11 protein-coding genes and 1 pseudogene are annotated in these 11838 nt (G+C 73.9%); 4 read left to right on the top strand and 8 right to left on the bottom strand.

What is annotated here, in order from left to right; genetic code table 11:
• Positions 1–212: 212 nt before the first annotated feature.
• Complete coding sequence (locus ACFVVA_RS23350; RefSeq protein WP_387692219.1) at positions 213–1406, top strand: enoyl-[acyl-carrier-protein] reductase FabV; 1194 nt, start codon at positions 213–215, stop codon at positions 1404–1406.
• Here the strand turns inward: ACFVVA_RS23350 and ACFVVA_RS23345 are convergent.
• The 6 genes and pseudogenes from ACFVVA_RS23345 to ACFVVA_RS23320 all read right to left on the bottom strand — a co-directional run bounded on the left by ACFVVA_RS23345 (position 1364) and on the right by ACFVVA_RS23320 (position 5964).
• Entirely contained in the window at positions 1364–2011 is a 648-nt protein-coding gene (locus ACFVVA_RS23345; RefSeq protein ID WP_387692309.1) for a hypothetical protein, read from the bottom strand. The genes ACFVVA_RS23350 and ACFVVA_RS23345 overlap by 43 nt on opposite strands.
• A gap of 243 nt (positions 2012–2254) precedes the next feature.
• Positions 2255–2383, bottom strand: a pseudogene (locus ACFVVA_RS23340) (MarR family transcriptional regulator); the annotation flags it as partial.
• Positions 2384–2468: 85 nt separating this feature from the next.
• Positions 2469–3059 (bottom strand): hypothetical protein, encoded by a 591-nt coding sequence (locus tag ACFVVA_RS23335; RefSeq protein ID WP_387692217.1) that lies wholly within the window; start codon positions 3057–3059, stop codon positions 2469–2471.
• A 217-nt stretch (positions 3060–3276) separates the two neighbouring features.
• Complete coding sequence (locus tag ACFVVA_RS23330) at positions 3277–4476, bottom strand: NAD(P)/FAD-dependent oxidoreductase (RefSeq protein ID WP_387692215.1); 1200 nt, start codon at positions 4474–4476, stop codon at positions 3277–3279.
• Positions 4473–4670, bottom strand: coding sequence for a ferredoxin (locus tag ACFVVA_RS23325; protein ID WP_359903142.1), 198 nt, complete (start codon positions 4668–4670; stop codon positions 4473–4475). Before ACFVVA_RS23325 ends, ACFVVA_RS23330 begins: the two co-directional genes overlap by 4 nt.
• A gap of 94 nt (positions 4671–4764) precedes the next feature.
• Complete coding sequence (locus ACFVVA_RS23320) at positions 4765–5964, bottom strand: cytochrome P450 (RefSeq protein WP_387692214.1); 1200 nt, start codon at positions 5962–5964, stop codon at positions 4765–4767.
• A gap of 187 nt (positions 5965–6151) precedes the next feature.
• Here ACFVVA_RS23320 and ACFVVA_RS23315 point away from each other — a divergent pair, with 187 nt between their 5' ends.
• Together ACFVVA_RS23315 and ACFVVA_RS23310 are read left to right on the top strand one after the other, a co-directional pair.
• Positions 6152–6793: a MarR family winged helix-turn-helix transcriptional regulator gene (locus tag ACFVVA_RS23315; protein ID WP_387692212.1), complete on the top strand. Its 642-nt coding sequence runs from the start codon at positions 6152–6154 to the stop codon at positions 6791–6793.
• Positions 6794–6824: 31 nt separating this feature from the next.
• Positions 6825–8378: a PTS transporter subunit EIIC gene (locus ACFVVA_RS23310; RefSeq protein ID WP_387692210.1), complete on the top strand. Its 1554-nt coding sequence runs from the start codon at positions 6825–6827 to the stop codon at positions 8376–8378.
• A 246-nt stretch (positions 8379–8624) separates the two neighbouring features.
• On the opposite strand, the gene ACFVVA_RS23305 is transcribed toward ACFVVA_RS23310, so the two are convergent.
• Positions 8625–10037 (bottom strand): hypothetical protein, encoded by a 1413-nt coding sequence (locus tag ACFVVA_RS23305; protein WP_387692208.1) that lies wholly within the window; start codon positions 10035–10037, stop codon positions 8625–8627.
• A gap of 215 nt (positions 10038–10252) precedes the next feature.
• Positions 10253–10765, bottom strand: coding sequence for a hypothetical protein (locus tag ACFVVA_RS23300; protein ID WP_387692301.1), 513 nt, complete (start codon positions 10763–10765; stop codon positions 10253–10255).
• Positions 10766–11507: 742 nt separating this feature from the next.
• On the opposite strand from ACFVVA_RS23300, the gene ACFVVA_RS23295 reads away from it, so the two are divergent.
• Positions 11508–11825 carry a beta/gamma crystallin domain-containing protein gene (locus ACFVVA_RS23295; protein ID WP_387692299.1) on the top strand — a complete coding sequence of 106 codons (318 nt, stop codon included), beginning with the start codon at positions 11508–11510 and terminating at the stop codon, positions 11823–11825.
• The last annotated feature ends 13 nt before the right edge of the window (positions 11826–11838 follow it).

Below are 11838 nucleotides of genomic sequence, written 5' to 3'. Positions count from 1 at the left end.
GGGTCACGCGATTTTCGCCGGTCGTCCGGCTCCACGCACGACCGCCCGGAAGGCCGCTACCCGAAGCGGGACACCGCCGCAATGACGACCTCCGACAAGTGGAGGCCGCATCTTCCGTGACGGCATGGCAAAGGCGGTGCCCCCCGGCGCGGATAGGCTCCGGACGACCGACACCTTGATCACGATCTCCGGATCGGAGAGGGCGCCAGCACGTGAGCATCCAGCAGATCACCCCCAAGCAGCGGGGCTACCTGATCGTCAACTCCCACCCGGCCGGCAGCGCGGCGACCGTCGACCGCCAGTGGCAGCGCATCGAGCCCGCGGCGCCGACCGGCCGGGCCCCGGTCGCCCTGGTCCTCGGTGCCAGCGCCGGATACGGCCAGGCGCTGCTGCTCGCCGGACTGCGCCGCCAGGGCATCCGCGGCATCGGCGTCGGCTACGAGGCCGCCGCCACCGAGCGGCGCACCGCCACCGCGGGCTGGTACCGCACCGCCGCGACCTCGGCCCTGGCCGAGCGGAGCGGGGGAGACCTCACCTTCGTCAACGCCGACGCCTACGCGGACGCCACCCGCACCGAGGTGCTCAAGCTCCTCGCCGAGCGCTACGGCCCGGTCGACTACCTCGTCTACTCGCTCGCCTCGCCCCGGCGCACCGACCCGGCCACCGGCGAGGTCCACCACTCGGTGATCAAGCCCCTCGGCTCGCCGTACACCTCGCCGTCCCTGCTCTTCGAGGACGGCGCCCCGCGGATCGGCACCGTCGACCTCACCCCGGCCGACGAGGCCGAGCGGGCGGCGACCGTCAAGGTGATGGGCGGCGAGGACTGGCGGCTGTGGGTGCGGGCGCTGGCCGACGAGGACCTGCTCGGCCCCGGCTTCACCACCGTGGCCCTGTCCTACGTCGGCTCCGAGATCACCGCGCCGGTCTACCGGCAGGGCACGATCGGCGCCGCCAAGGAGCACCTGGAGGCCACCGCCCGTCAGCTGCAGACCGAACTGCTCGCCGACCGCGGCCGGGCGTTCACCGTCGTCGCCGGCGCGGCCGTCACCCAGGCGTCCACGGCCATCCCCTCCATCGCCCTCTACACCTCGCTGCTGCGCATCGTCCTCGGCGAGGACGGCTGGCGCACCACCGACGACCAGGCCGTGGACCTGTGGGAGCAGCTGACCGGCGCGAAGGAGCTCACCCTGGACGGGCAGGGCCGCATCCGCCTGGACGGCTGGGAGCTCGACCCCGCCGTGCAGGACCGGGTGCGGGAGCTGTGGGCCGACCCGGCGGGCGCGCTGGCCGCCGGGCCGGACGGCGCCGCCTGGTTCTACAACCAGTTCCGGCAGCTGTACGGCTGGGACGTCCCCGGCGTCGACTACACCACCGGCGTCGAGACCTCGGTGCCCTGGCCCGAGTGACCCGACGGTGTGTCCACGGCGGCCCCGATGCGCTCCGGGAGCTGCTCGTAGGCGACGGGTTCGCCGCACAGCCGCCGTACGGAGGCCAGCCCCAGGCCGGCCTGCCCGGTGGCCTCCACGAGGGCGCGGGGCGCGACGTAGAAGTCCCACTGGCCGATGTCCAGCGGGTCGTAGTCGGCGTGGGTGCGTGCGGTGTGGAGGGCGAAGACGTAGACGTCGGCGTTGTAGGACTGCTCCGCCGCGACTCCGTCCTCGGGCGTCCAGGTGCGGCCGCGCAGCCGGGAGAAGCGGATCTCCGACAGCCGGCGCTGACCCCAGGCCTGGAGGTAGGCGCTCGTCTTCACCTCGATCCTGAGCCCGTCCGGCGCCAGGACGTCGAAGCTCTCCCACTCCGCGTTGCGCCGGACCGCGCCCACCGCCCGGTGGACCAGGAACTCGGCCAGCAGGCCCCGGGTGGTGTTCGTCCGGAGGTCGGGCATCGCGTAGCGCCAGAATTCCAGCACCGTCCCGGCGTCCGCCCCCCGGAAGGCCTCACAGCCCTGGAACGGTGTCGGCTCGGGCGGGGTGTGCCAGCGGGCGGGCGCGGCGGCGGGGTCGGAAGTCATCGCGCCAGCCTGCCACCCGCCGGGCCGGGGGCACTTCCCCGGGCCGGGGCGTGCCGACGGCGGTGGGTCAGCCGGGTTCCTCCAGGAGCAGTTCCAGCAGCGGCAGGGCCGCCTCCAGCGCACGGCACTGATCGGGCGTGAGCCGGGAGCTGCGCCGGGCCGGCAGGGCGGTGCGCTCGCGGCGGATCCGGGAGAGGGGCTCCAGCCCGAGCGGGGTGGGGCGAGCAGCTGGGAGCGTCCGTCCTGCGGGTCGGGGCTCCTGGCGACCAGGCCGTCGGCGACCAGCGGGGCGACGGTGCGGACCGTGGACGGGACCGCCACGCCCTCGCGGGTGGTGAGTTCGCCGAGCCGCAGCGGCCCGTGCTGCTCCACCCGGGAGGTGGGAGAGCTGGGCGGCGGCGCGGTGGGGGAGCGGGACGGCGCGTGCGGCCGCCGTCCGTCAGCCCGCCGCCGTCCGTCAGCCTGTCGCCGTCCCGGACCGCTGCCGCCGGCCGCGGACCCGGTCCAGCAGCAGCACGAGGAGCACGGCCAGCAGGGCCGCGGCCAGTGCGTACACCGGCAGCCAGAGCGTGGTGGTGGCGGACAGGCAGTCCGCGACGGCGTGCCGGGCCTGCTGGTCCTGGGCGGTGGCGAGCGCGGCGCCGTCCCCGGCGGCGAGGCCGCCGAGGGCGGCCTGCGCCTGCAGCCGCGCGTAGTCGCCCAGGTGGGGGCAGTCGCGGCGGGTGCCGGGCATCGGGAACAGCCAGGACCAGCGCTGCATCGCGGGGGCCAGGGCGAGGGCCACGGTCAGGCCGATGACCAGCGCGTAGGCGGCCAGGCTCCGGGCGTAACCGGCTCCCGCGTCCGTCGCACGGGTCGGCGGGCGGGTGGAGGAGAGGACCACCGCGAGGAGGGTCAGCCCGATGTAGGTGGAGAACCACTGCCACGAGCCGGAGGAGAGCGAGAAGGCGAGCACGGCGGCCAGCGCGGTGCCCAGGACACCGGCCCGGGGGCTCACCGCGAGGGTCGGAGCGGGCCCCGGGCCGGCTCGGCGGCTGCGGTCGTCCATGCGCTTGCTCCCCTGGCCGGATGCGGGCCACCAGTCTCCGGGCGCGGTCGCTCCGGGGCCCCCGCACCATGCCGGTCCGTCCGCCGCCTCGCCCGGTTGGCGGGCGGCAGCGGCCGGCGGACCGTACCCGGGCGCCGCCCAGGGACGGCCCGGCCCGGTCCGAGGCTCAGGCCGGCTCGGAGATCAGCCCGGCTCGGGGCTCAGCCCGGCTCGGGGCTCAGCCCGGGTCGGGCGGCCACGGGCCGTGCGCCGCCACCTGGGCGCGCAGCCCGCGCAGCGCCTTGGCGGAGGCGATCCCGACCGCGCCGGTGACCAGGCCGTCGCGGACGCAGACGGCGGCGAAGCGGTGCTCCTCCAGGCTGCCGTCGACGACCTCGAACCGTTCGGCGCCGCCGGGCCGGCCGAACACCTGCACCCGCAGTCCGTACTGGTCGGTCCACAGGTACGGGACCGGCCGGTAGGCCTGCCGGGCGCCGTCCGGGCCGGCCAGCAGGTTCCGGGCCGCGTGCGTGGCCTGCTCGGTGGCGTTGGTGCGCTGTTCGAGGCGCCGGTGGCGGCCGGTGCGCGGGTCGGGCCAGGCGGCGGCGTCCCCGGCCGCCCAGACGCCGGGGCCGGCGGCGCAGTAGGCGTCGCAGACCACGCCGTCGTCCAGCGGGACGCCGCTGCCGGCCAGCCACTCGGTGGCGGGCTCGGAGCCGACGGCCATCAGCACGGCGTCGGCGGCCAGTTCGGTGCCGTCGGCCAGCCGGACGCCGGCGGCCCGGCCGCGGTGTTCGAGCAGCCCGGTGGCCACGCCCCGGTGGAGCCGCACCCCGTGCTCGCGGTGCAGGCCGGCCAGCAGCGCGGCCGTCTCGGTGCCCAGGACGGCGGCGAGCGGCGCGGCGGTGGAGGTCAGCCAGGTCACCTCGGCGCCGAGGCCGACGGCGGTGGCCGCCGCCTCGGCGCCGAGCAGCCCGCCGCCGACCACCAACAGCCTTGTGCCCGGCCGCAGTTCCTCGCGCAGGGCGAGGGCGTCGGCGAGGGTGCGCAGCACGTGCGCCCCGGGCCGCGGTGCGTCGGCGCCGGGCAGTCGGCGCGGGCGGACCCCGGTGGCCACGACGACGGCCTCGCAGCGCACCCGCCGGCCGTCGGAGAGCCGGATGGTGCGCTCCCGGCGGTCCAGCCGCTCGGCCCGGACCCCGAGACGCAGGTCGAGCCGGAGCTCGTCCAGCGCCTCGGGGCCGCGCAGGGCCAGGCGGTCGGGCTGCCACTGGCCGCCGAGCAGGTGCTTGGACAGCGGCGGCCGGTCGTACGGCGGATCCGGCTCGGCGCCGATCAGGGTGAGCCGGCCGTCGTAGCCGGATCTGCGCAGCGCCTCGGCGGCGTGCAGCCCGGCCGCGCCGGCGCCGACCACGGCCACTTCTCGCAGTGCGGTCACACCTGCTCCAGGTGGATCGCCGCGGCCGGGCAGACGGCGGCGGCGTCCTGGACGGCCCGGTGGAGCTCGGCGGGCGGTTCGGCGTCGAGCAGGACGACGATGCCGTCCTCGTCGCGCTGGTCGAAGACGTCGGGGGCGGCGAGCACGCAGTGCCCGGCGCCGCAGCACTTCTCCTGGTCGATCCGGACGAGCATGGTCTTCCTTTCGGAGCGGGTGCCCAGGGGAGGTGAACTCCTCGGAGGGGCAGGTGGGTTGACGGGGTCGTGGCGGCTCCCGGGGGAGCCCGGGTCACCAGGCGACGGGCAGCTCGTGGACGCCGTAGACGAGCATCTCGCCGCGGAAGCGGATCTCCTCGAACGGTACGGCCAGACGCAGTTCGGGCAGCCGCCGCAGGACGGTGGTCAGCGCGACCTGCAGCTCCAGCCGGGCCAGCGGCTGTCCGAGGCACTGGTGGCTGCCGAAGCCGAAGGCGAGGTGGCGGCGCGCGTCGCGGGTCAGGTCGAGCTCGTCGCCGTCCGGGAACTCCCGCTCGTCCCGGTTGGCGGTGTTGACCATGCAGATGACGCCCTCGCCCGCCGCGATCCTCACCCCGCCCAGGTCGACGTCCTCGGTGGCGACCCGGGTCACGCCGGAGTGCACGATGGTCAGGTAGCGCAGCAGCTCCTCGACCGCGCCGGGCACGGACTCGGGGTGCTCGCGCAGGTGGTCGAGCTGGTCGGGGTTGCGCAGCAGGGCGAGCACGGAGAGCGCGGTCATGTTCGCCGTGGTCTCGTGTCCGGCGATCAGCAGCAGCCGGCCCATGCCGCCGATCTCCTCGGTGCTCAGCTCGCCGCGCTCCACCAGGCGGCTGAGGATGCCGTCGTCGGGGCGGGCGCGCTTGGCCTCGGTGAGCTCGATCAGGTAGTCGACCAGCTTGGTCTGGGCGGCGGTGACCTCCTCGGCGGTGGAGTCGCGGCGCAGCAGGACGCGGCTGCACTCCTGGAAGAAGTCGTGGTCCTGGTAGGGGACGCCGAGCAGCAGGCAGATGACCAGGGACGGCAGCGGCAGCGCGAACTCGCGGACCAGGTCGGCGCCGGAGCGCCCGTCGGTCATCCGGTCCAGCAGCTCGTCGGCGATCCGCTGGACCTCGGGGCGCAGCGCCTCGACCTTCTTGATCATGAATTCGCCGGTCAGCATCCGGCGGAAGTGGGAGTGCTCGGGCTCGTCCATCCGGACGATGGTGGGCCGGCCGGTGTTCAGCTGCCGGGCGCCCGCGCTGATGAACGGGAAGCCGGGCCGGGTGGAGTCGGAGCTGAACCGGGCGTCGGCGAGGACCGCCTTGATGTCCTCGTGGCGGGTGACCAGCCAGCTGGTGGAGCCGTCCCACAGGGAGACGCGGCTGACCGGCTCCTCCTGCCGGGCCTGCCCGTAGGCGGGCGGCGGGGCGAACGGGCAGGTGCCGCGGGCGGCGGGGTGGGTGAAGCGCGGGGTCTTCTCGGCGGTGGCCATCAGTGAATCCCCTTCCGGGAGTTGAGCCGGGCCATATTTACGTGCCGAAAGCAACTAACTGAACGTCACGGTAGCTCGCGTTCCGTGGTGGCGGAAGGGCGCACCGGGCGTCGGCCGAATCTGTCCGAAATCCGGCCACGGTTCCACGCCCCGGCCACCGCCCGAACCGGATCGCTACAGTTCCCCCATGTCGGACGAAGAAGACGCCGAAGACGATCGGACCACCGCCCGCGGGCCGCAGAGCCCGGACGGCCTGGACGGCCTGGAGGACGTACTGGCCACACTGGCCTACCTGCTGACGCGCTCCCAGGAACACGAGCGCCGCACCGCCCGGGCCGGCATCACCGCCGCCCGATCGGACGTCTACCTGCTGCGCGCGCTCGCCGAGGGCGCGGGAGCCAGCCGGGTGAGCGACCTGGCCGACCGCCTGATGGTCAAACCCTCCCACGTCACCCGCCAGATCGACCGCCTCCAGGGCCAGCAACTGGTGGAACGCAGCCAGGACGCCCAGGACCGGCGGGCCCGCCAGGTCGCCATCACCCCCGGTGGGCGCGAGGTGCTGGACCGCCTGAAACAGGCCAACATCATCGGGCTCGCCGACGCGCTGGACGGCGTCCCCGAGACGGACGTCGTCACCACCGCCACCGTGCTGCGCCACCTGATCGACCGGTACGTGCACCGGGTGCGCACCACGGGAGCCGACGACGACCGGCTCCCGGACCGGGCCGACGCCGGCCCCGGCGCCCCGGAGGCGGTGGCCCGGCTCGGCGCCGATCCCGCCCCGGAACCGGTGGCCGGGCTCAGCACCGCCGCGTACGACGGCGGTTGAGCCGGGGGAGCACCCGGGTACGTCACCCGGCATGTCGGACGAGAAGAACCGTGCCGTGGCCGAGGCGATCCTCCCGCTCGTCGGTGGCGCCGCCAACATCCGCTCGGTCGCCCACTGCATGACCCGGCTGCGGCTGGGCCTGGCGGACCGCTCCCTGGTCGACACCGAGGCGCTCCGGGCGCTGCCGGCGGTCCTGGGCACGGTCGAGGACGACACCTACCAGATCGTGCTCGGACCCGCCGCCGTCGCCGGGGTCACCGCGCGGCTGCGCCACCTCCTGGAACCGCCCGGTGCGCCGGGCGGGGTGGGCAGGGCGGATGGGGCGGATGGGGCGGATGGGGCGCCGGCCGGGGTCGGCGCGGCCGGCGGAGCGGCCGGACGGGAGGCGGCCGCCGGACGGGACGGACCGGCGGCCGCCCCCACCGCCGAGGACCTCGCCGGGCGCGGCGAGCACATCCGGGCGCGCGCCCGGGTACGCAACGCGACCCCGGTGAAACGGGCGCTGCGCCGGATCGCCGACATCTTCGTCCCGCTGATCCCCGCCCTGATCGGATGCGGGATCGTCGCCGGTCTCGCCGGGGCCCTCGCCAACCTCGGCTGGGCACCGGCGCTGGTCGCCGCCCTCGGCCCGGTCTCCTCCGGGTTCATGTCCCTGATCGCCGTCTTCGTCGGCTACAACACGGCGAAGGAGTTCGGCGGCACACCCGTGCTCGGCGGAGCCGTGGCCAGCGTGATCGTCTACGCGGGGGTCACCAAGGTGGAGGCCTTCGGCCACCACCTCACCCCCGGGCAGGGCGGCGTGGTGGGCGCGCTCGGCGCCGCACTGCTGGCCGTCCACCTGGAACGCTGGACCCGCCGAGTGGTGCCCGCCGCCCTGGACGTGCTGATCACCCCCACCGTCACCGTGCTGCTCGGCGGGCTGGCCGCGCTCTTCGGCCTGATGTTCGTCGCCGGGGAGATCTCCACCGCCATCGGCCACGCCGCCACCTGGCTGCTCGCCCACGGCGGCCTGCTCGCCGGACTCGTGCTCGGCGGCCTCTTCCTGCCGCTGGTCATGCTCGGCCTGCACCAGGCACTGATCCCGATCCACACCACCCTCATCCAGCAGCAGGGCTCCACCGTCCTGCTGCCGATCCTCGCCATGGCCGGCGCCGGGCAGGTCGGCTGCGCCGTGGCCGTCTACCTGAGGCTGCGCCACAACGCCTCGATCCGGGCCACCATCAGGTCCGCCCTCCCGGCGGGCCTGCTCGGCGTCGGCGAGCCCCTGGTCTACGGCGTCACCCTGCCGCTGGGGCGCCCCTTCATCACCGCCTGCATCGGCGGCGCGGCCGGCGGCGCCTTCGTCGGGGTCGCCGGCCAACTCGGCAGCACGGTGGGCTCCACCGCCATCGGCCCCTCCGGCTGGGCCCTCTTCCCCCTGCTGGCCGGCCCGCACGGACTCCTCGCGGGCGCCGCCGTCTACGGCGGCGGACTGCTGACCGGCTACCTCGCGGGCTTCCTGGCCACCTACTTCTTCGGCTTCACCCGCGAAACCCTCGCCGAGTACAACGCCCCGGCCGCCGAGCCGGACCGGACGGTGGAGTAGCCCGCCCCCAGCCCCGCTCCTCCCGACGAGCCCCGGAACGGCGCCCGCCCGCCAGGACGCCTCCCGACGGGCCCACGCCGGGCAGTCGGACCGAGGCCGTGTCACGTGCCCCGAGCAGGACCTGCGACCGCACGGTGCCGGCGGAGTCCAGGAAGGCGGAGACGTCCCCGGCATCGACGCCCTCCCCACTCGGGCGAGCACCTCCGAGGGGGAGCAGTCCCCTTCCCGCCCCGGACGATGACGCACTTATGACGGCGGACAGGGGTGCGGTCCTTCCCTTTGTGTGATGCTGAGGGCTCCGTCGTGGAGGGCGAAGCGGCGGGGCGCATTGGCGTCAACCGTGACGCGGGGCCGGCTGACGCCTTGGAACGCCGCTGTCTGCAACTGGAAGTGGGCGGGGTCGGAGCCGTGCATGGCGCGCAGTCGCCACGGGGCGTTCTCGGCGTTCTGGGAGTGCGGCGGAACGGCCAGGTGCACGAGGGCCTTGGCGGCACGGTCTGCGCCGTAGCGTGTGTGTGCCGAGGTGTAGGCGGCCATCCGGAGTTCGACCTCTACCGGGCCGGGGACCGCCGCGGGGTTCGGAGCGGGCTGCTGCGGTGCGCCGGCGGCCAGGCGTCGTCGGTCCAGGTCATGACAGCCGTTGAGGAGATCCGGTCGGTGGACGGTCTCCCCGAGCTGCATGGTGAACCAGTCCGTGAGGGCCGGGCCGCCACGTCGGACCCAAGTCTCGATCAGGTCGCGGAACGCGGCTTCTCGCCGGTGGGACAGACGGTGGGCACCTGCGGCGAGGATCGCCGTGCCGGCTCCGGTGAAGGCTCGGTGGAAGTCGTGCACCGGGACCCGGTCCGCGCGCTCGGCGTCACGCACCATGCGGACGTGCAGCATGGCGCGGTGCAGGACGGTCGCTGCGGCCATGGCGTTGGCACTCAGGCGCCCCTCCTGCGGGGAGGTGGCGTGAGCAGGCCGCGCGTCGCGGGGTGGTGTGGTTGTGTCGGCCCGGCGCCCGGCCGAGGACAGGTGCCAGCAGTAGTCGTCCGGGCAAAGGTCGGCCATCACCGCGCTGATCACCCCTCGGGCCCCCAGCGTGATGGACACGCCGTCAGCGCGCGGCCGAAGGACGACACCCCGCGCGTCATGGGAATCGAAGCGGACCTCGGTGACGTCGCGCAGCCGTATGTCAAGCGTCGCGCTCTCGGGTGAGGTGCCGTCGTCGACGGGATAGGAACGGGTGACAACGAGTCCGAGCCGGCCGTCGAGACGGCTGCCGGCTCGTTCGACCTGCAGGCCGCGCACCTCGGCCGACGGCAGGTCGTAGTCGGCGGCCAGGCTCGTTGCGGTGTGCGTGGTCAGCGACATCACCGGGGCCATCACCCGCCCCAGATGGTCACGGCTCGGAGTGGACGGTTTCCGGGGTGCGAGAAGCCCGTCCAACGAATATCCGGCAGCCGTCGCCTGCTCGGTCATCCAGGTGCGCCGTTCCTCACCGAGGCCGGCCATCCATTCCAACGCTGCCAGCGCCCGACGCTCACGCGCGCTTCGCGTGCCGGCCGTCGCCGCCCGAAACAGCGGGAGGGTGTTGTTGTCCCACACGTCCGCTGCCGCACGGATCGCCTCCCGGTCGAAGCACCGGGCGTCGGCGGCAGCGTCGGCAATCTGCACCAGCGACCGGTCCAACAGCGCCCCCAACACAGCCAGGGCAGAGCTCCGGGCCGCTCCACCCGGCCTACCTGTACCCGCGCGGCGCTCGGCAGAGGAAGCATCAAGGTTCGCCATGCCGGGATCGTCGCACGAAACACGATCACATCGAACAGGGACCTCAGGCCGCCCTGCTGCCGGACATCGAGATCACCGGAAACCGACCGAGCAGCAGCAACTCAGCGGTCCAGCCCGTGTCGGACGTCGTCAGGTCGGGCCGCATTGACCTCGATGAGGTTCTCGTCAAGGCCGTTGACGATCCGCAGGCGGCCGCTGGCAAAGACGAATTCCACCGCCACCGTTCCAGCCGCCAGGTCACGTTCCGCCGGCCGCCGCTCAAGGAGCGCTACCTCCTGCAGTTCCTGGCCGACGAACGGTTCGAGGCGCTCGTCGCTGTGAGACCACTGCGGCGTGAGCTCGAACCCCTCCCACCCGGTGATGGTCGACGTGATGTCGATCGTGTCCCAGCCGATCGAGAGTTCGTCGAGCTTCCAGTGGCAGACCTCCACCTGGACACCGTCGAAGTCCAGCACCACCGGGCAGTCGGCGAACCAGTCCCCGTCCTCGACGAACCGCACCAGTGCGAACCCCGTCAGCCGTCTACCGGTCAGCGCCGCCAGGCGTGATCCGTGCGCCTGCCGAGTCGCGTCGACCCCGACCACGAACGACGGCTTGAAACCAGAAATCCCCATGTCCACAGCACCCGAGTCTCCCCGTTCTCGGGCCGGCCGGCCAACACATATCGACCCGGCGGGATTTACGGCTGCAGCAGGACCAGCCGGAGGTGCTCGGCGCCGGGAAACAACTCCTCGTCCGCAACGACCGACAGCGGGTCACCTCCGCGCTGGCGGAACGGACGCTGCCTGACCTGCGGCGCAGCATGGCCCCTGCCTCTTCTGGGTCGTGGTGTGGTGTCAAGGAGTGTGTTCGTCGTGTCACGGGCTGCGGACAGCGGTTCTCCGGGCGGTGGGCCGGTCACGTCGCCGGGAGCTCCGGTCGGCCGCCTGGTCGTCGCCGGTGACCCGACCACCGACCTGGTCGCCCTCCCCGATCCCGAGCGAAACCTGCGCCTCATCGTCAATGGCGGTGTCGTTCACAGAACCGACTCGGCTGACCGCAGCCGTCCCGGACGGGACCTCGCACGCGCCGGCCGCCCGCCGTTCGCACGTGAGCGCCACGATCGGGTGATGTCTCGGCCCGCCGGTTCGCACTCGGAGTGTTGCGGCCGGACGGGGGACGGGGGTCACTACGTTGAGGGTCCGGGTCATGCGGCCGTGTCATCGACAGGCACGGCCGGGAGGAGCTGGACCGGAATCGGCCGAGCACCGTTCCGTCATGACGTGATGCCACTGACAGTGCCGGGCCGCGCCCCGGGGCTTGCACGAGGGAGAATCCGTGATCTCGAAGACCAAGAGGGCCATCTGTTCCATGGCCATGGCGTTCGCCGCAGCCGCCACGGCCACCGTCGGCCTGCCGGGCGGCGACGCCTTCGCCATCGACCACGTCCAGTGCGACGGGGGCCGCAATGACTTCCTGAAGATCTGGTCGCACCTCGACGGCCGTGACAGCGTCGACTGCTACGCGAACGGGGGGAGGACCGACTTCGGCGGCTGGTGGGTCGACCGGATCTCCACGGGCAACAACGACCTGACCTACTACGACGTGAACGGTGACTCCGTGAGGATCGAACGCTGGACCGACATCACCTTCCCGAACCGACCGCCGAGGGTTGCCGCCATCCAGATCGGGTGACACGGGGCGCCGG

Source organism: Kitasatospora sp. NPDC058048, from assembly GCF_042885555.1.
GTDB classification, from domain to species: domain Bacteria; phylum Actinomycetota; class Actinomycetes; order Streptomycetales; family Streptomycetaceae; genus Kitasatospora; species Kitasatospora lactacystinica.
This window is presented reverse-complemented; position numbering and strand designations above follow the sequence as displayed.